We start from the raw sequence: 22019 nt of genomic DNA, 5'->3' as shown, positions 1-22019 counted from the left end.
GACGCCTCCGCCGCTCGGCCGATACTCGGCCGGGGGAGCGGCTGGGGCGCCGCATCCGGGGGCGGCGTCCGGTCGTTGACAGGATCGTGAGAGGCCCGCACACACGACCCGATGGGTATCCGACTTCCGGCGCCGTACGGCACGGGGAGTCGGTGAGTTCCGTGCCCGAAGTGGCCGCCCGTGGAGCGGGTACCGCGGGGGCGATCGTCACCGTGTGATGGCCTGGCAGAAGGAACACCGCCTTGCCAGCCCGTATCCGCTGCGCAACAACGGCACCCTTGCTGCGGGAACTGATCGCCGCACCCCACCCCGACCACGCGCCGCTGCCGTCCGCGGCCTCGAAGGCGCCCGGCCGCCGCGAGATGCGCGCGGTGCCGTACGGCAAGCTCGAGGGCAGCCGTCCGCTGGAACTCGACCTGTGGCTGCCCGAGACCGACCGGTCCGAGCCGCTTCCGCTGGTGCTGTTCGTCCACGGCGGTGCCTGGCGCCGGGGGCGGCGCGACGACATGGGGTTCCGTACCCGCCGCTGGAATCCCGGGCCCTTCGCGCGCCTGGCGAAAGCGGGCTTCGCCGTCGCGTGCGCCGACTATCGGCTCAGCGGCGAGGCCACGTTTCCCGCCCCGCTCGACGACTTGGGCACCGCACTGCGCTGGCTCACCCTGCGCTCTGCGGAACTCGGCATCGACACCCGGCGGACCGTTGTATGGGGAGAGTCCGCCGGTGGCCACCTCGCCTCGCTCCTGGCCCTGACCCACACCGACCCGCGGCCCGCCGGTGCCGTGGTCTGGTACGCGCCCGGCGACCTGACCACCGCGCGGGGCCGCTTCACGCCCGAGGACGCCACCACCCCCGAGGCACTCCTGCTCGGCGCGGCTCCGGCGGCCGTCCCGGAGCGCGCCCACGCCGCCGGTCCGCTCGCGCACGTGCACCCCGGCGCGCCGCCGTTCCTCCTCGTCCACGGCGACGCGGACACCCTGGTCGCGTGCTCGCACAGCGAATCCCTGGCCTCGGCACTGGATCAGGTCGGGGCCCCCGTCGACTTGTGGACGGTGCCCGGCGCGGACCACGGCTGGCACGGACTGCCGGACGCCGCAGTGGCGGAGATCTTCGCCCGGTCCCTGGCCTTCGCGCGTCGCGTCACCACCCACTGCTAGGCCCTGTCCGGCGGATCTTGGTGGATCGGGCCGCGTCGTGAGCGCAGCGAGGAGCCCGAAGGGCGGATGCCGTGCATCGGCGTGCCGGAGAAGCAGCCGCATGGTGGTTCTCTTCGGCTGTTTCTCCGGTGCGGCGAGGCGCGGTGCCGGGCGGCGCGGACCCCCCAGGATCCGGCGGACAGGGCCTGGGTTCCGCTTCGGGCGGCCGTCATGGTCGTCGCCCGCGCCCGCGCCCGCGCCCGTCGGACCCTGACCCGGAACGCACCCGCACCGTCCAGCGGCTGCGGTCGACGCCGCGCGAGTACCTTCCCGCCGAATCGCGGTCCGCGCGGGCGGTCAGGCCGCGTCGGTGCGGCGCAGGGATGTGGGCAGGAAACCGCCGCCGTCGACCTCGAACGCGTAGCCCCGGGTGAAGTAGGGGACGTTGCTGTCGATGAAGGTGATCACATCGATTCGCTTCATCAACTCCTCCTCCGCCGCGGTCCATTCGGCGCAGCCCGCGGTGTCCGGCTTGGCCATCGCGAGCGCGGTCAGGCGCTCGTACTCCGGGTTCCGCACGGAACCGAAGTTGAGGCCCTCGGGCGGCTTGGTCCCGGAGTAGAACGGAAGCATCTGGTCGGGCGTGCTCAGTGACAGCGGCGCCCACGCCACGTCCCACTGGCCGGTCATCAGCGTGGACACCTTCGTTGCCGGCGTGGTCGGCTGCAGGGTCACCCTCACGCCGAACGACTTCCACTGCTTGACCGCCAGCTCGGCCGCCGCGACGACCTGGGTGCCGGACAGGCCCGGGTAGGGCACGGTGATGGACAGTTGCCGCCCGTCCTTGGTCCAGTACCCACCGGACTTCTTCCACCCGGCGGTGCTCAGCAACTCGGCGGCGCGGTCCACGTCGTGCGTCGGCAGGTTGGCGGTGACCGAGTCGGTCGGACAGGGAGGGGACATCGCGGTGCCCAGTCGGGTCGGCCGCACTCCCTTGCCGCCGGTGGCGACCGCGCCGAGTTGCCGGAGGTCGATCGCGGTGACCAGCGCCCGACGCACCTGCGGATCGGCGGTGACCCGGTTCGGGTCCTCGTTGAACAACAACTGGCCGAGCGGGTCCTGCATGGCCGTGGACTTGATCCCGGCCGCGGCCAGCCGGGATCGATCGGGGCCGACCACCGTCGTGACGTCCAACTGGCCGCCCAGGAGCAGATTGGTCCGGGTGGACTCGTTGCCGATCACCTTGAAGACCACCCGGTCCGGGGTGCGGGCGTTGTCCACGCCGTCCGGACCCCAGGTGTAGCCCTGCCGCTTGGTGAAGGTGAAGTGGTCGCCCGGTACCGCCTCGGTCAGCCGGTAGGGCCCGGTGCCGTCCGAGGCGTGGTCCAGCCTGCCCTGCGCGCGCATGCCGGAGGGGCACACCAGTTGCAGCGTCGCGGCATTGCGCAGCAGGAAGGGAGTGGGCTCCGGCGTCTTGAACGTCAAGGTGCCGGCGGCGTCGTCGGCGGAGACGGTGAGACCGGTGGGCACGATCATGCCGAGCATGGGCGACGCGTTGGCCGGCTCGGCGATGTAGGCGTACTGCGCCGCGATCGCGGAGGCGGTCAACGGCGTACCGTCGTCGCACGTGACGCCGCGCTTGAGGGTGAAGCTCGCGGTGGTCGCGTCGGTCGTCCACTTCTCGGCGACACCGGAGACGATGCGCCCGTCGGGCTGGATGTTGAGCAGCCCGTCGTAGGAGAAGCGGTTCAGCATGAACGCGCTCGCGTTCAGCGCGGTGAGTGGATTCAGGCCACCGGGATCGGCGATGACCCCGACGGTCAGCGTGTCGCCGTCGCCGCCGGCGCCACCCCCACCGCTCCCACCGCATCCGGCGGCGAGCAGACCCAGGACGAGGGTCCCCACGACCCCACGCGAGACGCGTCTCATCGCGCGCCTCCCGAGAAATGCCCGGCGACCGCGAAGCACTCGGCGACCGGGGAACGCCCGGCCACGGCGTGCCCGCCGCCGCGCACCGCACCCGACTCGGCGCCCGGTGCCCATCGGCGGTCTGCGGGCGTCGTACCCGGCAATTCGGATCGTCTCGTCACGGGAAACCTCCTCGGAGCGCGGCCTGCGCCGCTGCGGACGATCACGGTAGGCAGTGGCCGGAAACCGGGGGATCGTCGCCACGCACGAAGAACGACCACCGATCCTGTGCGAATCACCGACGCCGAGCCCGGCCGCCTCCGGGATTCTCGGATGCCACGCCACGGAGCATCTGCGGTATCGACACTTCCAGTTGGAGTCCCGTTCCACGTACGCGCCCAGGTCGTCGCCCCGTCGATGGCCGCGTCGGCGGGCGGGTGTTTGCCCGACTACGCGGCTCCGGTCAGGATCCGGTCCAGGCGGGCGATCGAGGCGGGCGACTCGCGATACAGCCCGGCGATGTCCAACCCCTCGTCGCCGACAACCGCCAGCAGCGCGTGGTTGCCGATCGCCAGGATCACCACGTGTCCGCCGTTGCAGCGGGCCACCACGTCGCGCAGGCCGCCCAGACCCGCCTCCCCCGCGGTCCGGCTGCCCAGCGCGAGCGCGGCCGCGGCGAGGGCGGCGAGCGATTCCCCGTGCACCGCGACGGTGTCGCCGGCAACGAGCAGCCCGTCGCCGGTGGAGACCACGCTCTCGGTGATACCCATGACGCGTTCGCGGACCCTGATGTATCCGAAATCCGGGACATGCCGACCGGCGGTGGCAATATATCGGCGACGCCGCCTCGACACGGCGCCGTTCGTCACGGTGACGATCATGTTCGCGGAAGCCCCGCGTCGGGGTCGGGGTCGCTGTCGGCGCGGATCTCGGCGGCGCCCGCGAACGCCGCCGCGCGCAGTTCCGGGGCCGGTTCGCGGGTGATGATCCCGTCGGCGAGGCAAACCCCCATCGACGACGCGTAGTTGCGACAGCCGCCGATGACGCCCCGCGCGCGTCTCGTCCGACTCGAGGTCGGCGGGATCACCCGGGGGAGTTTTTGCGTTCCGAGCGCGTCTATGGCCCCGAGTCGTGAAGGGTCGCGACCTCGGCCGGTGTGCAACCACCGGGTTCTCCGCCAGGCACGAATGCGATCGTGGGCGCCAATACCGGTGCGGCGCGGGCGAGTTCGGCCGATCCAGAGGTCCGGAACCGACAACCTCGCGACATCATGAGTCTCGCGCCGTCCCCTGAGTTCGGGCCTCGGCACCAGCCTTTTCGAGTCGGTGCGTGGAGGCCGGCCGGGGATTGTTCCTGGTCGCCGAGTGCGCGGAGCGATGGGGCACGCGGGGCGTCCCCGGGGGCGAGATCGTCTGGATCGAACAGGCCCTCCCGGAGGCCGAGTTCGCGGTGTGAGCGTAAACGGGTCCAGGGCGGGCTCGGATCACGCGCGCCGGGGGCGATTGCCGGTGGCCGGCTCGCCGGACGGGTTTCGAGCACGTCGGCCGGGCCGCGGTGGCGGGCGAACTCCGACCCCAGGGTTCAGGGCGCCTTCCTCGGCCATGGCCGCGCTGCCGTCGCGCCGCGCCGCGACTCTTCGTGCGAAGCCACGCGACAGGGGACATGTCGCCGACGCCGCGGTTGCCGGGCGTCACCGGTGGCTCGGACCGGGCTGCCCTTCGCCGGCCCAAGGCCGCCGCCGCATCGTCCGGCCGACTCGGATGCCCCCGCACGAGGTGGATCCAAAATGTACGTACATTCTCTTGCGGAAACCGGAGACATGTGGCCAGATTAAATGTCTGCACATTTGATGTCCTGGAGGTCATGATGGTGTCGACGCAACGTCATCGGACAGTGATCGTCGGGGGAGGGAGCGCGGGTATCACCGTGGCGGCGCGGCTGCGCCGCTCCGGCGAGCGCGATGTCGCGATCATCGATCCGGCAACCCGGCACTACTACCAACCTCTGTGGACCCTGGTCGGCGGCGGACTGGCGGAGATCGGGGAGAGCACGCGCCCGCAGGCGTCCGTCGTGCCTCGAGGAGTGCGGTCGATCCGTCGGAGTGCGGTCCACATCGATCCCGACGTGCGGGAAGTGACCCTGGACGACGGGAGGACCATCGGCTACGAGTGCCTCGTGGTGTGTCCCGGGATCCAGCTCGACTGGTCGAGAATCCCCGGACTGGAGGCCACGCTCGGCGAGGAGGGCGTCTCCAGCAACTACCTGCCCGAAACGGCACCGGCGACATGGCGCTTCATCCGGGACACCCGATCGGGAACCGCCGTGTTCGGCATGCCGTCGGGGCCCATCAAGTGCGGTGGCGCGCCCCAGAAGATCGCCTACCTGGCCGCCGACTACTGGCGCCGCGAAGGGGTCCTGGGCAACATCGACGTGCACCTGGTGCTCCCGACATCCACCATGTTCGCGGTCCCGGAGTTCTCTCGCGTCCTGGATCGGGTTGTTCGGCGATACGGCATCACCGTGCACTTCGACAGCGAGGTGAGCGAGGTCCGTTCCGGGTCCAAGGAAGTCGTGGTCACCCACAACGGCACCCGGGTAGCCACCACGCTGCCCTACACCATGGCGCACCTGGTGCCTCCCCAGAGCGCGCCGGACTGGATCAAGAAGAGCGTCCTGGCCGATCCCGAGAGCCCCGCGGGCTACGTCCTCGTCGACCAATGGACCATGCAACACCCGCGCTATCCCGACGTCTTCGCGCTGGGCGACGTCGGCTCGTCGCCGAATTCCAAGACCGGTGCCGCGGTGCGCAAACAGGCCCCGGTCGTCGTGCGAAACCTCCTCGCGCGCATGAACGGTCTCAAGCCACCGGCCCGCTACGACGGATACGCGTCCTGCCCGCTGACCACAGCACGGGGCAAAACGCTGCTCGCGGAGTTCGACTACTCGATGAAGCCCACCCCCTCCATCCCGGTGATCGACACAACCCGGGAACGCACCGACATGTGGTACCTCAAGCGCTACGGACTGCCGTTCCTGTATTGGAACCTGATGCTTCGCGGACGCGCCTAGCCACATCGCCACCGCCGCGCGGCCGCCGCGACGAGTTGCACCCGTCCGCGCCCGCCGCATCCGGCGTAACCCACCCATCCGACCCGGCGGGAGCCTCTCCGTGGAACGCGTCGATACACTCGTTTTCAAGCAGTACTACCTGGATTGTCTCTCCCATGCCTCGTATCTCGTCGGCGACCGCGGATCCGGACGCGCGGTCGTGGTCGACCCCCAACGCGACGTGGGCGAGTACATCGCCGACGCCGCACGACTGAACCTGAACATCGAGCGGGTCATCGAAACCCACGTGCACGCCGACTTCCTGTCCGGACACCTCGAACTCGCCGCCCGCACCGAGGCGCTGATCTCCTACGGCTCCGCCGCCCAAGTCGACTTCGCCGCCCATCCGCTGCCCGACGGCCGGAAACTCTCGCTCGGTGACGTCGAACTCGAGATCCTGCACACCCCCGGACACACCCCGGAGTCGATCTGCGTGGTCGTCAGAGCCCACGCGGGCGACAAGGTGCCCTTCGGCGTGCTGACCGGAGACACGTTGTTCGTGGGCGACGTGGGACGTCCCGACCTGGCCGCCTGCGCCGACTGGTCCACGGAGAAGTCGGCCCGTGCCCTGTTCCGTTCCACCCGACGCCTGCTTGCCCTCCCCGACGCCACCGGCGTCTATCCCGCCCACGGGAGCGGGTCGTCCTGCGGGAAGAACCTGTCCGCCGAACACCACAGCACCATCGGCGAACAACGGCGCACGAACCACGCGCTGGCCGAGATGGCCGAGGGCGACTTCGTGGACCTGGTGTGCTCCGAACAGACTCCCGCGCCGCGCTACTTCGCCTACACGTCCGCGCGCAATCGCCAGGAGCGGCCGACACTGGACGAGAGCGCCCACGTCCCCGCCCTGTCGTTCGGGGAGTTCCTGCGCGCCCGGTCGACCGGGGGAGTCGTCCTGGACACCCGAGATCCCGACGCGTTCGCCGCCGGACACCTCGCCGACTCGATCAACGTCCCCCTGTGCGGTCGATTCGCGGAACTCGCCGGCGAGGTCCTGAGCGCACACAGTCCCATCCTGCTCGTCTGCGACCCCGGCACCGAACGCGAGGCCCGCAACCGGCTGGCCCGGATCGGCTTCGACCGTGTGCCGGGAGCGCTGGCCGACGGGGCACCCGGGATCGAGCCCGAATACCGTCGGACCGCCGTACGGCATCGCGTCGACGAGTTCGTCGTGCTCGACTCGGACACGCGCGTCGTGGACGTCCGCAACCCCGGCGAAGTACGCGCCGATGGCACGATCCCCGGGGCCCGACTGATCCCACTCCCCGAACTCCCCTCGCGAATAAACGAGTTGGCGCGCGGTGAGGCCGTCGCCGTGTTCTGTGCGAGCGGCCGCAGGTCCTCCATCGCCGCGTCGATCCTGCGTGCGGCGGGCTTCACGAACGTGTCCGACCTCCAGGGCGGCTTCGCCTCCTACAGCGCCGAGCACCCCATCGCACGACCGGACTCTCCGTGAGGCGCGCCGTCCCCGACGTTTCGGCCGCGAGGTGAGCGTACTGATCGTCGCGCTCGTGTCCGGTGCCGCGGTCGGGCTCGCCATCGGCGCGCTCGGCGGCGGCGGGGGCGTCCTCGCCGTACCCGCACTGGTGTACCTGCTGCACCTGGCACCGGCCGACGCGTCCACCACCAGCCTGATCGTGGTGACCGCGACCTCGGTGACGGCCGTGTTCCGTCACGCCAGAGCGGGCACCGTACGCTGGCGGGTCGGCGTGCTCTTCGCCGCGGCCGGCGTGCTCCCCGCCATCGCCGCTTCCGTCCTGGCGGGCCACATCCCCAAGGCCGCGCTCACGACGGCATTCGCCGTGGTCACGCTGCTCGCCGCCATCGCGATGCTCCGCAATGCCGGCCCGGGCGAAGGAGTGGAGAACGGCGCACCCGATCCAGGCGCGAACGAGAGGTCGATCCGTGGGGCACAGGGCATCGGCAAGGTGATGGGCGCGGGAGCGGGTCTGGGCACCGTCACGGGTCTGCTCGGCGTCGGCGGAGGATTCCTCGCCGTGCCCACCCTGGTGAGCGTCCTGTCGCTGCGCATGCGCCTGGCGGTCGGTACGAGCCTGGTCGTGATCGCCGTCAATTCCGTAGCCGCGCTCACCGCCCGGTTGGCGGTGGGGCCGACCACATTCGATCCGGCGACGCTCGGCCCCTTCGCCGGCGCGGCGATCCTGGGGGCCTGGGACGGCAAACGTCTGGCCGCCCGGCTGTCGGGGATCGCCCTTCAGCGGATGTTCGCCGCGCTTCTCGTCGCCTTGGCGGTGTTCATGCTCGTGGATGCCCTTCGTTGACCGATCGCACGGTTGCCGTGTCGCCCGGTACGCGGATCGCCCGAGCAAGCACCCCGGAGGACCACGGTGGGTCCGCGCGGAGTTGCCACCGGACGGCACGCTTCCGTACCTTCGTGGCCTCACACAGGACACGAGCACGGGTCCGTCGCACGTCAGGGGAACCCTCGGTGACATCAACGCAGCCCGCGGGAGCGAATCCCGTCGATCGCGCGAGCGGAGTGCCGCTGTGGGTCCAACTGCGAGCCGACCTGCGCCGTCGCCTGGAGGCCGACCAGTTCCGCGACCACTTCCCCGGCGAGCACGCCCTCGCGGCCGACTACGGAGTCAGCCGCCACACGGTTCGCGAGGCCCTGCGCCAGTTGCGCAGCGAAGGCGTCGTCACGGCGCACCGGGGACGCGTGTCCGCACTCGCGGAGACGTCGATGGAACAGCAGGTGGGCCGACCGTACAGCCTCTTCGCCTCGGTCGAGGAGATCGGTGCGGTGCAGCGCAGTGTGGTGCGGGTGCTGGATCGGCGCGCCGACGGCGTGGTCGCGGCCCGGCTCGGCCTGGAGGAGTCGACACCGCTGGTCCACCTGGAGCGCCTTCGCCTCGCCGACGAGAGGCCGCTCGCCGTCGATCGGGTATGGCTCCCCGCCGACGTCACCGCCCCGTTGCTGGGGGTCGACTTCACGCACACGGCGCTGTACGCCGAATTGGAGCGGCATTGCGGCATCCGGATCACCGGGGGATGGGAGCGCATCCGTGCCGTGGTGCCCGATCGCGCCGAACGCACGATGCTGGAATGTCCGTCGAACACGGCCCTGTTCGCGATCGACCGCCTGGGAGTGGCCACGGTCGGCCCGGTCGAGTGGCGTCAGACGCTGGTGCGCGCGGATCGGTTCACGGTGACCGCGGCCTTTTCCGCCGAGGACGGATACCGACTGGGGATGGCCGAGTAACCGGAGGGCCGGTTGTCCCCGGCGATGCCCAAGGGTGAACACGCGGTCGCGGCGGGTTCACAACCCCAACCGTTGGGCGCGGCACACCGGATGGACCGCCGGCCGTTCGTCGGCCCCGTCGAGCGTGATCCCCAGGACACGGCGGGCCCGTTCGACCCGCCGGGTGACCGTGAAACCTGGAAAGGCGCTGTCTACGTGGCAGTTGGGCCTGTGAAACACGCCGACGGGAGGTCGGGGCGAACGTGTGCTCCTCGGCAGCCGGCGGTTCGGTGCGCGATAGCGGCCGGCGGATCCGGACGGGGACGTGCCCGTCCGGATCCCTGTCGCGTCACCCCTGTCGGTGCTCCCATCCTCGGTCGGTACGGGTCAGCTCGCGGAAGCCGGCGGCGATCAGCCGCCCGATCGCGTCCGTGTCGTCGGCCGACTCGTAGGCGAGCACGCGGTCGACCCCGGCCAGGCGGAGCCACTGGGCCGCTTGGGCCAGGAGCCAGTGCTCCAACCCGTCGACGCGGTGGTCCGGTTCGACGACGAGGTTGCCGATGTCGGCCAATCCTCCGTTGCGGGCCAGCCGCTCGGGTCGGTCGAGGGCGGTGTCCACTTCGATGAAGCCGAGGACGTGGCCGTCGAGGTGTGCCGTCAGCCGGGTTCCGCACTCGCCGAGCGTGCGCCGCACGGCCGGTTGGGGCATCGACGGATCGGCGGGCGGCGACACCAGGTCGGCGACCTCGGCGAGCAACACCACTTCGGTGTGGCCGGTGTGCCGGAAGCAGGCCCGCTCGTAGGCCGCCCGCACGTGCGGCCACACATCGGGCAGGCCGTAGACCCCGGGAGCGGGCAGGGCTCCGTCGGCGTAGCGGACCCGCACGTGCCAACGTGCCAACCGGGCCAGGCACGCGGCCATCAGCTGATCCGCCGCCGTCTCGGAGTCGGGCCGGAACGTCGCCGGCGGACGGTGGACGAACCAGGCGATCTCGCCCGCGCCACGATGATCCGGGCCGACCTCGGCGTCGTCGCGGTAGCGCAGCAGATGCGCGGCGGCGACCACGGCCCCCCGCTGCTCGGCGACCAGGGTGGCTCGCTCCGCCACCCACGGATCGGTGATGAACTCGTCGGGGCGCCGGGTGAGTTGCCCCAGAACGGTATTGACGGACACGGACGCGCCGGGCACGACGGCAGCGACATGCGCGTTGACGAGCTCGGTCAACTGGTCGCGATCGTCGCGATGAAAGGGGCGCACGATGAGAGCAGGCATGGAGGACCTCCGAACGGATTCGCCACGAGGAAGGAGGCCGCCATGCGATGCGGTATGGCGCTGACAGTACCTCACGCGGCCTGCCGCCCGCCCCGCCGCGGACGCCGGCGGCGAGACTTCCGGGCGACGGCGGGCCGACTCCGTCCGCCCGGGACGTGATCGACGCGATGCGCAGGTCATATGCGGGGGCGACGAACGCCCGGGAACCGGCCGCGTCGGCGACACGTGCGAGGCGGGACCTGCCCGCCTTGGTCGACACGATCGAACCCGCCCCGACCACTGTCCGAGACCGGACTGGACGAGCAGGTCTCGGCCCAGGTCTCGGCCGGCGCGGAGGGCGGAGACGGGGCACGCTGTCGAGCAGTCGGCCGCGCTGTCGGAGTCCCAGGGTAGGGTCGACGAGACGATCGCCGCGCTGTGAGCCCACGCCCGCGGTCACCTGGCACGGCCGTCCCCACCGGGATGCCGCGAAGACCGCAGCACCCAAGGTGTCGCGTTGCTGCTCAGCTCCCGGCCCGTCCGACCATCCCTACACCCAGCCGCGCCGCACCGCCTGCACCCCGGCCTGGAACCGGTTCTCCGCGCCCAACTCGTCGAGGAGCACCCGCATTCGCCGCCGCAGGCTCCGGGTGCTGGTGCCCAGCTGCCGGGCGATCGTCTCGTCCTTGAGTCCGGACAGCAGCAGGTTCAGGATCCGCCGGTCCTCCGCGTCGAGCGGGTCGCACTCCTGGGGGCCGGCGGCGGTGAGTGGGACGGCTTGTGTCCAGAGCCCTTCGAACAGGGCGACCAGGGCGTCGACGAGGGTGGTGCCCCGGATGACGACGCTGCGGGTGATGGGCGAATCGAGGTGCAGGGGCAGCAGGGCGATCCGGCGATCGGCGACGGACATCTTCAGCGGGATGCCGGCGAGGACCCGGGCCTCTTCGCCGGCCCGCGACAGGCCGCTCACGTCGTCGAGGTTGCCGGGTATCTCGAACGACTCGGGGGCGTAGATCGTGCGGTACCGGACTCCGCGGCCCAGGAGGGTGTGTTGGAGCGGGTTGCCGTGGGCGAGGACGTACGGCGGCCGGTCCAGGCTCATGATCTCCTCGGTGGCCTCCTGCTGGAGCCGGGCGAACCACCGGCCGAGTTCGTCGGCGCTGGTGAGCAATTCGACGCCCTCGCCGGGGCGGGCGGCCTCGCCGAGCGCGCGGTAGACGGCCTCGAGTTCGGCGGCCGTCTCGGTGACTCTGCCGAGGTCGGCGTGGGCGTTGCGGACCAGGGCGGCGAGGGCGGCGGTGGGGCTGACGGCCGCCCACCGGGTGGGGCGGCCCGAGAGCCGGCTGACCAGACCGTGGCCGCGCAGTCGGGCAAGGGCCGAATGCAGCCGCTCGACGCCCGAGCCGGTGCGCTCCGCCAAGTCGCGCACGGTGACCGGCGGTCCGGCCAGAACGGTGCGATAGACCCGCTCGTCGAAGGGCGCGACCCCGACGGCGCCGAACACGAGTTCGTCATCTTCCATGGCGAGCGAGCATGGCCGATTCCGGCGCCGGCCGCAATCGGACACCGGCCACACCTGGCCGACCGTCGGGAGCCGCGACTACAAAGATCACACCTCCGGCCCCCATGGGAGATGGAATGTTCAACGCACAGCATTCACGGTCGGGTTCAGCGAAGCTGTCCCGGCGCCGACTACTCCTGATCGCCGCGGTGGCCTTCGGCACCGTGTTCGGCGCGTTCGGCGCGGCGCCCGCCGAAGCGCAATCAGTGGCCCCCGACGACCCGCCGACGACCCTGGCCACCCGGGGCAACGAATGGCGGCAGGTCGGCCCGAACGGCAACGGCGGCAAACTGGCCTTCACCCCCGTCAGGCCCGAACGGGCCTACGTGCAGACCCCGATCGGCAACGTCGTCTTCCGATCCGACGACCGGGGCACCACGTGGCAGCAGAGCAACGAACTGCCCGTGAACGCCTTCGAAGCCGGCGGTGTCGCGGCCAGCCCGCTCCGACCCGACGTGGTGTTCGCCGGCGGCCGGCAGAAGGACAACTGGCACGGGTACGTGCTGCGCAGCACCGACGCCGGCAAGACGTTCACCCAAGTGCTGGACACCCCGGGCAAGGTCGGTGGCGTCGTGTTCGACCCGACCGGCGCGCGGCTGTACGCCGCTGCCTCCGACGGTGTGCACGTCACCACCGATCACGGCAACACCTGGCGACTGCTACCCGGTTCCCCCGCCGACGCCCGGAACCCGAAGTTCACCGGCGGCGACCTGTACTTCACGTCCGGCGCCGATGTCTGGGTGCTCCGCCGGGGCGCGCGGACCCCGGTGAAGCTGCCTCGCCCCGGCTCGACCGGCGCGGGTGTCGATCAGCTCACCGGCACCGGCGGCACCCTGGTCGCCAGGGGTGACCTGCAGGTCGCGCAGGTCTCCACCGACCGGGGCGCGCACTGGCGGGCGCTGCGCGGACCGTGGGGCACCGACGTGGTGGTTCTGGCCGCGATCGTGGACGGCTCGGGTCGGCTGCACATCCAGGTCAACCAATCCACCGGCGAGATGCAGCAATGGGGCAGCCGCGACAACGGCCGCACCTGGCACGCCGAGGCGGGTCTGGCCCGCATCGACCTGTACGAGGCCACCGGCACCTTCCCCGGACGGCCCGGCACGGACGTGATCTCGGCCGGCGCGGGCATCTACACCACCGACGACCACCAGAGCTTCCGCCGGATCGGGGTGCCTGGCTCCGAAGTGTTGTCGCTGACCGTCGCCCAGGGCAGGTCGGGACCGGCGATCGTCGCGGGCACCATGACCGGCAGCTACCAGTCGTCCGCGCCACTGAAGAGCCGGCTGCCGCGCGGGTACCAGGAATGGGGTTTCTCCGGCACCGCGCCGCACACCTTCGGCAACCGGATCGACGGCCTGGCCACCGATCCGTCGAACCCTTCGACGGTGTACCGGGTACGCAACACCTGCACCTCCGATCAACCCTGCTTCTACCTGGAGAAGTCGACCGACGCGGGCCTGCGGTGGACCATCGTCCAGACCGCCGTGCCGGGCAAGGCACTCGGCATCACGGTCAGCCCCGCCGATCCGAACAGGCTGTACATCGCCACCCACTCGCCCTCTGCCGTGTACACCAGCAACGACGGCGGCGAGTCCCTCGTCCAGAACGGGCACGACGACCTGAAGGGCTTCACCAGCGTCGCCGTCGACCGGGCCAATCCCGACAGTGCCTGGCTCGGCGGCCCGGACGGGCTGTTCCGCACCACCGACGGCGGCGTCACCCTGAACAAGGTCCTCGACGGCTGGGTGAGCGCGATCGCGCTGAACCCGCGCACCCCGGGCCACGCGGTCATCGCCGCCAAGGACGCGCTCTACGTGACCACCGACGACGGCAAGCACCTGACGAAGGTGGCCGCCGACCTGAGCGGCGCCCTGAGTTCGCTGGCGTTCACCCCGGACGGCTCGACGGTGTTCGCGGGCTCGCACTACTACCTCACCCCGGCTCTCGGGGTGCTGCGCAGCACCGACGGCGGCCGGACCTGGGGCTCGATCACCAGGAACCTGCCGGAGCCGTCGGTGTCGTCGCTGACCGTGTCGGCCGACGGCCGGTGGCTGTTCGCGGGGACGACCTACGGGAGCGTGCACCGACTGGCGGTGTGACCACATACCAGGCGCGCCGCCCCTGTCCGAACACCCGGACGGGGGCGGCGTCGTGGGTGGGCGGCCGTGGCCCGGCGCGGCCGCGCGCCACCGGGCGAGCCAGGTGAGGGCGGCGGCCACCAGTGGAGGTCGCGCAGGCCCGGGAGTTCGTCGAACGGCTCCCGCAGGGCCGGGCGGCCGCGGTCACCCGGGGCGGCTCGAACCGGTCCGGTGGGCAGCGCCCGCGGTTGGCATCGCCCGGGCGCTCATCCGCCGATCTGGATTCACCTGTTCGACGACTTGTTCTCTGTGCTGGGCCGCGCCCCCGCGGTGGCGCGCGGGCGCATCGCGGGACGACCGTCGACGGCAAGGACGGTACGACCCCGCGCCGATGGTCCGAGGCATGCGAAGAGCCGATGATTGTCGCCCGGATTCTCGCGCCTCGGGCGCAACCGCGCTCTTCGGGGCGGGGACCGGTGCTCGTCCGGTGGCGTCGGGCGTGTCAGGCGCGGTCGTGGAGGGTGACCTGGTAGCCGTCGGGGTCGGCGAAGGTGAAGGTCCGACCGAAGGGGCCGTCGATCGGCGCGGAGACGATGGTGTGACCGTCGGCGACGAGAGCGTCGTGGATGGCCTGGACGTCGGTGGCGTGGAGCCAGATCGCGGCACCGATGCCGGGCTGGGCAACGGATGCGAGATCCGTGCCGGGAATGACGCCGCGGAGTGCGAACGCGATCGGCTTCGTCTCGAAGACGACGGCGTGCGGAGGTCCGGCCTGCGCGCGGACGAGGCCGAGGTACTGCTCGTAGAACGCCTGCGAAGCGTCGAGGTCGCGTGCCTGGAGCGAGATGAAGTCGGGGCCGGTGGCGGGCATGGTGCTGCTCCTTCTCTTCGTGTCAGGTTCCTGACACGAGTCAACGTATGTCAGAATCCTGACATGAGTCAAAACGGTGCCGGCGTCGACCTGGACAAATCACTGGGCTACCTGCTGAAAGAGGCTTCGAGCGCCCTGCGCGCAGCCATGGAGGAGGTGCTGCGGCCACTCGGGATGAGCGTGACGCACTACTCCTGCCTCGAGCTGCTGGCTCAACGGCCGGGCTTGTCGAACTCCGAGCTCGCGCGGGGCGCATTCGTGACACGGCAATCGATGAACGTGCTGCTCCAGGCCCTGGAACGAGACGGCTACGTGACCCGGCCCGCGGCGGCACCCGTCGGGAAGGTTCTTCCCACGCGGCTCACGCCTCGCGGCCGACGGAGCCTGGAGAAGGCGACCGTGGCGGTCCGGTCCGTCGAGGTCGCAATGCTGGCCGGCATGACCGAGACCGAACAGTCGGACGCGTTCCGGATCCTGCAGAGCATGATTCGTTCCCTGCGCGAGGGCAACGACGGTGCATAGCCCGTTCCCGGACGCACGTCTTGCCGCGCCCGGGCAGGAGTGCAGCCGAGCGTGAGAACCCGTGGTGCTGCACCCTGCCGGTGATCGACGCCACCGGCGCGAACCGGGCCGACGTCGACCACGCCCGAGACCGCGACGAGGGCCCGTTCGCGGTCACCGTGTACGGCGAACGCGAGTGTGGGCCGACATCGAACACACCCACGCACGCTGGACCGCAGGGGGCCGCCCCGGACCCGAACGCTTCGGCCTGCGCGTCGAACCCGACGGCACCCAACACGTCTGGTTCGACCAGCCCTTGGGCCCCACCTGGTCCCTGGTCGGGCCGGGCCACCACGCGACGGCTTGAAGCCGCCCGGCGCCGCGCGATTCAAGGGTGGCCGGGGCGGCACACGGTCAGCGGCGGCCGGTGGCCAGGATGACGAGGAACTGACCGCCGCCCGCCTCGATGTCGGCGGTCACCGGCAGCCCCGGCACCAGTCGGGAGAACCGGTCCACCAACCAATCCGCCGCCTGCTGGGCGTCCTTCCTGGTCGGACAACGGCCCACCATCTCGCGGCCGCCCTTGCGCTCCAGCCTCCCGGCAACGGTGATCAGCGGCGCGGGTTCGACCACGTACAGGTGGTCCGGCCAGGCGATGACCACCTTGACCGCGCCCTTGCGGGTGTTGCACCCGCGGTGCGCGAGCCGCTCGGCGACCTTGGCCTTCCGGTCGGCGGTCCGGCTGTCGACACTGGGCCCCCGCGGGTCGTTCACCGACTCGTCGGGGTCGACCGGTTCGTCGCACACCCAGCACCGCCAGCCGTCCCGCTCGGCTACATCATCAAGGAGAGTCACCCGAGCAAACTAGCCTGCCCGGCCGCCATCCCGGTGCACCAGGCCCAGTGCCGGGACATCCGACGACTCACGTGCGAACTCGGCCGGCGGCTGTCCGGGCGGGCCTTCCCGGGCAACCGGACCTCTGCGGGCGAGCCGCATTCCCGTTGCCGGCTTGCTCACGAGAACCCGCGAACCTCCGCTGAACGTGGGACCTGCCGGCCGAGCCCCAAGCCGCGGGCACGGCCCGCCACCGTGTACGGAACCAGCTGTGCGCCAGGGCCTGGGGCCGGGGGCCCGGAGGAACTGTCCCCGACATCGGACTCCTGGTCAGCGAACTCGTCGGCAACGTCGTACGGCACGCCAAGGGCCTGAATCGCTGGGCCGGGCGGCGGGACGACCGCCGTGCAGGTCCACACCACCGATGGGGATCTCAAACCCTTGGCTCGAGAGTCTCAGCCGGAAAAGCTCCCCGGGGAGCGTGCCGCTTCCGGGTGCGCGTAGTAGCCGGCGACGGTGCAGTGCAAAGGGCCCCACACGCCGGGCTTGCCGAGTTCGCGGAATTCGATGTCGACGTCGGCGACGGGTCGACCGCCCGGAACGCGGGCGGGCCGGGTCAGCGGCCTGTCCCGCGCCGCCGCCGAGGGGTGTTCCTGACAACCGGCTTACATACCGGCCACATCGGGCTGGACGTGTCCGTGGCGCTCGATGTATCGCCTGGCGACAGACGGCGGGTGCCGGCGACCACACGGTCTCCGGCGGGCGTCGTCGCTCGACCTCACCGTGCGGGGAGCGCGATCGCCGCGACCTTGTCGACCTGCGCCTTCATGACCGCCTTGGGTATCGCCACCGCCGGTGGGCCGAACATGCCCACGGACATGCCTCTGACCAGTACCGGCCCTACCCGGACGACGGTGACGACGAACGAGTACGGCCCGTCCACGCCGAATTCCAGGGACAGACTGTCGTCACCGATGTCGTAGCCGGCACCGCCGGTCAGCCCGTATTCGACGGTGGAACTCTCCTCGGGGGCGGGGTTGTCGGTCGTCTCCGCGAAGTCGCCGCACGACGGCAGGGCCTTCCTCGCCGCCTCCAGGACCCTGGCCGCTTCGGTGAACTCCCGCGAGCTTGCGCCTTGGGCCGGGTGGCGAGGAGCGCCTCGAGGTACGCGGATGGGGAGTCAAGGGGTAACGCCGCCACCTGCCGGTCTGTCGGGGTCGGGTCGGGCGTGCCCGTTCGAAGGGCTGTGGCGATTCCGAACTGGTTGACCGCGGACGTGTCCAACGCGCGCTCGACGCCCTGCTGCCCGCGGGCCGGCCGAGGCAGCACGCCGTTCTGGCCGGACCGGGACGCCCAGCCCCCGACGCTGGAGTCGACATCCTCCTCGGGCCGTTCCATCCGCAGACCGGTCGGACATAGACCACCACCGACCGGGCCGCGTCGGCGTACCTGCTGCCGCTGTCGCTGGGGGTGTGGCTGTGGCCAGCCCGTCCGCGGCCGCGCCTGCCGGTTGCCGCGTTGGGCGTCCTGCCCCCGGGATGTCCTCCGTGACGACCCGCCCCCACCACTCCCCAATGGCCCCCTTTCGAACCGAGCGCGAAACGTTCGAGCACACCCTGGTCCGGCTGCCGGCCGTTCGCAGCCCGTGGTTGCGCGAATTCCTCGCGAACCTCACGCACCACACATTCGTCGGCGTCTTCCAGCGCCGACAGGACCGACTCTCGGGGGGCGCACTCGCAGTGCGAACGTGGCCCGGCCGGCCCCATGCGCTCCGTTCGACGAACGCGAGGACCCCGGGGTCGCGGACGACTCGGCGAATCGGGTCGCCGCCTACGTCCGAGATACGGGGCCCTCCATCGGGGACCGGGGGCAATCGCGCCGAACCCTTTGTTGCGACAGTCCGTTTCTCACAGTCGTCGGGGCCCGACACCATCCCCGGAGAGCGCGTCGCCGGGGTTCAGCAGAGCGCATGCCTTCATCGAGAGGCATCCGCAGCCGATGCACCCGGTGAGTTCGGCCTCGAGGCGCTCGATGGTCTGCCGACGCTCCTCCAGCCGACGCCTCCAGCCACGCGAGGCGCGCTGCCACTCCCGGTGACTGGGCGGACGGTCGAGCGGCACATCGGCGAACGCCTCTCGGAGGTCGAGCAACGGGATGCCGATGCGTTTCGCCACCGAGATCAATGCGACTCGACGAAGCATGTGCCGCGGATAACGGCGTTGGTTGCGATCGTCACGTTCGGACGCGATCAGGCCGAACTCCTCGTAGAACCGCAGAGCGGAGACGGCCGCCCCGGTCCGGGCGCTCACCTCGCCGATGCTCAGCCAGTCGTCCGGGCCTGCTCGAACCTCACCGGAACGGTAACTCGTCATGCAAAGCCTCCTCTTGACCTCAACATTACTTGAGGCCATACGGTCGGCCGGGTCGGAACGGCGAACAGGAACGACCCCGGAGAGGACGGCAGTTCGATGACGTTTGTGATTGCTTCGCCCTGTGTGGACGTCAAGGACAAGGCATGCGTCGAGGCGTGCCCCGTCGACTGCATCTACGAGGGAGAGCGCATGCTCTACATCCACCCGGACGAGTGCATCGACTGCGGCGCCTGCGAGCCGGTGTGCCCCGTCGAAGCGATCTTCTTCGAAGACGACACCCCACAGGAATGGCACCACTTCAACGCCATGAACGCCGAGTTCTTCTCCGACCTCGGCGCCCCCGGCGGCAGCGCGAAGCTCGGTCCGATCGGACGAGACCATCCGATCGTGGCGCAACTGCCGTCCCAGGGTGCCGCCGTCTCATCCTTTGCGATCCCGCCCAAGTCCTGACGACCCGGAAGCCGTTCACACCGTCCCGAAGGCGGGCGGCCGGCGCGTACCCCGACCCCCGGCGAAAGGAGCGACCGACCTGGCCTCCGTCGGGTCGGAGGAGGTGCGGCAACTCCGCGAAGACGAGGCCGAGTTGACGCGGGCGGCCAACGAAATCCTGAGAGCCGCCTCGCTGTCTTTTGCCCAGGAGATCGACCGTCCCCGGACGAGGCCGAACAGGGGATCGACCACCTGAGTGACAAAGGTCTCGGGGTCGATCCCGTATGCCGGGTGCCGGGGTTGTCGCCGTCGCCGTACCTCGCGCGCAGGATCGCGACAGCCGGTACATCATCTGTCACGACACATACCCGGGCGGTGGATCCGGTCATGGCACCCCGGTCGGAAGCCGCCACCGCACACCGTCCAACCACCGCCGACACCGTTCAGCCCAGGTTCACCGCCGGCCATCGCGACCACGTTGCCCGGCCGCGGCACGGAGCGGGTTCTCGAAGCGGACGACGAGCCGACGTGCCGCAGTCCTGGCCGAGTTCGAACCGTCGGTGCGAACGGCGTTGGCGGCGGACCGCCGCGCCCGGTGACCGGAGCGGGGCCGGGATTCGCCAGGGTCCGCACACCCGTGGATGTGTCGTCTGGGCGCTGCGTCGAACCGGTGATGCGGGGTGTCGAGCGACCGGGCGCGGGCGGCAGGGCGGGCCGGCATTGGTCGACGACGGGGCGCCCTCGATCGGCTTCGGGGCCGGTCGAGGGCGCGTGTCGGGCGGGCTCGGGGAGTTGGGGTCAGAAGGGGCTGATCGGTGGGCGACGCGCGTGGAGGGTTGCGCCGGGAAGCCGGCTTCCGTCCTGTGTGGTCGACGGGTCGTGGAAGCAGAAGAGGTCACGCCGGGGCAGTGTTCCGGTGCTCAGGAAGCTGTGTGCTCGGGTGAGCGCGCAGGACGGCGCCTCGGGGTCGTAGGCGCCGTGGTTTCCTCCGTCCACGGTGATCATGCGTGCCCGCTTGCCCAGGGCGGTGCGCATGCCCAGTGCACCCGAATAGGGCGTGGCCGGGTCCCGGGTGGTCTGGAGCAGGAGGATGTTGGTCGCTCCGCGGTCGGTGATCCGTACCGCCGGCTCGACCGGGTCGGGCCAGAACGCGCACGGCCAGATGTTGGTGCCCATGCCGCCCAGGATCGGGAACAGGGCCCGGTTGCGTGTGACTTCGCGCTGGTAGTGGGCGATGTCGCGCGGGGCGCGGCTGTCTCCGCAGGTCACCGCGAGCAGTACGGCTGTGTCGTTGTCCCGTGGGATGCCGGGGGTGGTCGGCCACTCTCCCCACAGGGGAGGCGGCCCGGTCCCGGCGAGGAATCGCCACCACGCGGCGACTTCCGGGAACTGGAGGGTGTGGTACGAGTACGCGTGATAGATGGCTCGGAACAGGTTGCCGGTGACGGGACCCGCTCCGGGGTGTTGCACCGGGGAGCGATCGAGGCGCTCGACCATGTCGAGGTAGCCCCGGCGTACGGCGGCGGGGGTGGTGCCGAGGCCGAGGGTGTCGTGTCGTTCGGCCGCCCAGGCGGCGAAGTCCCCGAACCGGGTGTCGAACCCGCGGTCCCAGGACGCCCACCGATCGTGCCACGTGACGTTGGGGTCGACGTTGGCGTCGAGGACGATCCGGTCGGTGCGGTCGGGGAAGAGTTCGGCGTACACCGCTCCCAGATAGCTGCCGTAGGAGGCGCTGAGGTAGGAGAGTTTGCGTTCGCCGAGGGCGATTCGGATCCGGTCCATGTCTCGCGCGGTGTTGGCCGTGGTTACGTGCGGCATCAGGGCGCCGCCGTTGGCGAGGCAGTCGCGCGCCAGAGTACGGGCGAAGTCCACGTTGTCCGCGATCGATCCGTCCGGGGCCGGAAATGGGAAGAGACGCTCGTTGGTGATTTGGGTGGTGCGTCCACACGTGATCGGTGTGCTGTAGCCGAGACCGCGCGGATCGAAGCCGATCAGGTCGAAGCGGTCCAGGACCTCCTGCGGATAGAGGTTGACGAACGTGCTCGGCCGGTTCAGGCTCGCCGCGCCGGGCCCGCCCGCGTTGTGCAGCAGGATGCCGCGGCGCAGCCCCGGTTTGGCCGTGGCCAGCCGGGACACCGCGATCTCGATGGTCCGGCCGGCCGGGGCGCGATAGTCCATCGGTACGCGCAGCGTCGTGCACCGTAGTCGCGGGTCGACGGGGACGCCGGCGGGGTCGGGCGGACAGGTTGTCCAGGTGAGCGTCGGTGGTCGTGAAGGCGTGGCCTCGGCCGGGATCGCGGCGGTCAGCGTGGCCGTGAGCGCGATCACCACCGCTCCGCGGACGGCATTGCCTAATCGTCTCGTCATAGGTCTAGACCATAGGGAAGGGGCGGGTGCCGCGTCACCCCCCGAACCGATGTTGATAGGAGGGCACTTGGCCCACCGGCGGGAACCGCGGATCCGACAACACAGCCAGACACAGCTTGTTCTCCGCCACCCACCCGGCCGCCAACGCGCTGGGTGCGAGGTCGACCGGGAGACTTTGTGCCGGCGAACAGGTTGGTGCCGACCGCCCGTTGGCCGGGTTGTGTCGTCGGGTTGCCGGTGGCTTGGGGCGCGATGCCCAAATCGTGCGTCTGGGAGACCGGCGGATGTGGCCACGCACGACCATCGACGATTTTGCGGTCCCGCGTATCGGACCCGCATGGGCAACCGTTGCTTTCCGCCGCTGACACCTGAGCTTCGTCGTCGATGCAGCTTCACC

Annotated in this window: 19 protein-coding genes; 9 read left to right on the top strand and 10 right to left on the bottom strand. The window is 70.8% G+C overall.

Annotation, left to right across the window (positions count from 1 at the left end):
* The first annotated feature begins 242 nt into the window (after positions 1–242).
* Complete coding sequence (locus ACIBSV_RS30490) at positions 243–1154, top strand: alpha/beta hydrolase fold domain-containing protein (RefSeq protein ID WP_395868659.1); 912 nt, start codon at positions 243–245, stop codon at positions 1152–1154.
* Positions 1155–1490: 336 nt separating this feature from the next.
* Here ACIBSV_RS30490 and ACIBSV_RS30485 read toward each other — a convergent pair whose 3' ends face one another.
* The 3 genes from ACIBSV_RS30485 to ACIBSV_RS30475 all read right to left on the bottom strand — a co-directional run bounded on the left by ACIBSV_RS30485 (position 1491) and on the right by ACIBSV_RS30475 (position 4053).
* Positions 1491–3038, bottom strand: coding sequence for an ABC transporter substrate-binding protein (locus ACIBSV_RS30485; protein WP_395868657.1), 1548 nt, complete (start codon positions 3036–3038; stop codon positions 1491–1493).
* Positions 3039–3490: 452 nt separating this feature from the next.
* A complete protein-coding gene (locus ACIBSV_RS30480) occupies positions 3491–3811 on the bottom strand; it encodes a roadblock/LC7 domain-containing protein (protein ID WP_395868655.1) in 321 nt (106 codons plus the stop codon).
* 107 nt (positions 3812–3918) lie between these two features.
* Positions 3919–4053, bottom strand: coding sequence for a hypothetical protein (locus tag ACIBSV_RS30475; protein ID WP_395868653.1), 135 nt, complete (start codon positions 4051–4053; stop codon positions 3919–3921).
* A 317-nt stretch (positions 4054–4370) separates the two neighbouring features.
* On the opposite strand from ACIBSV_RS30475, the gene ACIBSV_RS30470 reads away from it, so the two are divergent.
* The 5 genes from ACIBSV_RS30470 (at position 4371) to ACIBSV_RS30450 (ending at position 9375) form a co-directional block, all read left to right on the top strand.
* Positions 4371–4496 (top strand): hypothetical protein, encoded by a 126-nt coding sequence (locus ACIBSV_RS30470; protein WP_395868651.1) that lies wholly within the window; start codon positions 4371–4373, stop codon positions 4494–4496.
* A gap of 408 nt (positions 4497–4904) precedes the next feature.
* Entirely contained in the window at positions 4905–6110 is a 1206-nt protein-coding gene (locus ACIBSV_RS30465) for an FAD-dependent oxidoreductase (protein ID WP_395868649.1), read from the top strand.
* Between the two features lie 100 nt (positions 6111–6210).
* Positions 6211–7608 (top strand): rhodanese-like domain-containing protein, encoded by a 1398-nt coding sequence (locus tag ACIBSV_RS30460; RefSeq protein ID WP_395868647.1) that lies wholly within the window; start codon positions 6211–6213, stop codon positions 7606–7608.
* 31 nt (positions 7609–7639) lie between these two features.
* A complete protein-coding gene (locus tag ACIBSV_RS30455; protein ID WP_395868645.1) occupies positions 7640–8434 on the top strand; it encodes a sulfite exporter TauE/SafE family protein in 795 nt (264 codons plus the stop codon).
* Between the two features lie 167 nt (positions 8435–8601).
* Positions 8602–9375, top strand: a complete 774-nt coding sequence (locus ACIBSV_RS30450) for a GntR family transcriptional regulator (protein WP_395868643.1) — start codon at positions 8602–8604, stop codon at positions 9373–9375.
* 328 nt (positions 9376–9703) lie between these two features.
* Here ACIBSV_RS30450 and ACIBSV_RS30445 read toward each other — a convergent pair whose 3' ends face one another.
* The gene (locus tag ACIBSV_RS30445; protein ID WP_395868641.1) at positions 9704–10627 is read right to left on the bottom strand and encodes a GNAT family N-acetyltransferase; all 924 of its coding nucleotides are present in this window, start codon (positions 10625–10627) and stop codon (positions 9704–9706) included.
* Between the two features lie 529 nt (positions 10628–11156).
* The gene (locus ACIBSV_RS30440; RefSeq protein ID WP_395868639.1) at positions 11157–12128 is read right to left on the bottom strand and encodes a helix-turn-helix domain-containing protein; all 972 of its coding nucleotides are present in this window, start codon (positions 12126–12128) and stop codon (positions 11157–11159) included.
* 116 nt (positions 12129–12244) lie between these two features.
* Here ACIBSV_RS30440 and ACIBSV_RS30435 point away from each other — a divergent pair, with 116 nt between their 5' ends.
* A complete protein-coding gene (locus ACIBSV_RS30435) occupies positions 12245–14269 on the top strand; it encodes a WD40/YVTN/BNR-like repeat-containing protein (RefSeq protein WP_395868637.1) in 2025 nt (674 codons plus the stop codon).
* A gap of 481 nt (positions 14270–14750) precedes the next feature.
* On the opposite strand, the gene ACIBSV_RS30430 is transcribed toward ACIBSV_RS30435, so the two are convergent.
* A complete protein-coding gene (locus ACIBSV_RS30430; protein WP_395868635.1) occupies positions 14751–15119 on the bottom strand; it encodes a VOC family protein in 369 nt (122 codons plus the stop codon).
* A 63-nt stretch (positions 15120–15182) separates the two neighbouring features.
* Between ACIBSV_RS30430 and ACIBSV_RS30425 the strand changes: the two genes are divergently transcribed.
* Positions 15183–15641: a MarR family winged helix-turn-helix transcriptional regulator gene (locus ACIBSV_RS30425; protein WP_395868633.1), complete on the top strand. Its 459-nt coding sequence runs from the start codon at positions 15183–15185 to the stop codon at positions 15639–15641.
* A gap of 393 nt (positions 15642–16034) precedes the next feature.
* Here the strand turns inward: ACIBSV_RS30425 and ACIBSV_RS30420 are convergent, their stop codons facing one another.
* The 3 genes from ACIBSV_RS30420 to soxR form a co-directional block, all read right to left on the bottom strand.
* Positions 16035–16475: a hypothetical protein gene (locus tag ACIBSV_RS30420; RefSeq protein WP_395868631.1), complete on the bottom strand. Its 441-nt coding sequence runs from the start codon at positions 16473–16475 to the stop codon at positions 16035–16037.
* A 757-nt stretch (positions 16476–17232) separates the two neighbouring features.
* On the bottom strand, positions 17233–17397 hold the full coding sequence (locus ACIBSV_RS30415; protein ID WP_395868629.1) for a hypothetical protein: 165 nt from the start codon (positions 17395–17397) through the stop codon (positions 17233–17235).
* A gap of 964 nt (positions 17398–18361) precedes the next feature.
* Positions 18362–18826: a redox-sensitive transcriptional activator SoxR gene (gene soxR, locus ACIBSV_RS30410; RefSeq protein WP_395868627.1), complete on the bottom strand. Its 465-nt coding sequence runs from the start codon at positions 18824–18826 to the stop codon at positions 18362–18364.
* A 96-nt stretch (positions 18827–18922) separates the two neighbouring features.
* Between soxR and fdxA the strand changes: the two genes are divergently transcribed.
* On the top strand, positions 18923–19276 hold the full coding sequence (gene fdxA / locus ACIBSV_RS30405; protein ID WP_395868625.1) for a ferredoxin: 354 nt from the start codon (positions 18923–18925) through the stop codon (positions 19274–19276).
* A 777-nt stretch (positions 19277–20053) separates the two neighbouring features.
* Here fdxA and ACIBSV_RS30400 read toward each other — a convergent pair.
* A complete protein-coding gene (locus tag ACIBSV_RS30400; RefSeq protein ID WP_395868623.1) occupies positions 20054–21622 on the bottom strand; it encodes an alpha/beta hydrolase in 1569 nt (522 codons plus the stop codon).
* Positions 21623–22019: the final 397 nt, after the last annotated feature.

This window comes from Embleya sp. NPDC050154, from assembly GCF_044460165.1.
GTDB lineage: Bacteria > Actinomycetota > Actinomycetes > Streptomycetales > Streptomycetaceae > Embleya.
This window is presented reverse-complemented; position numbering and strand designations above follow the sequence as displayed.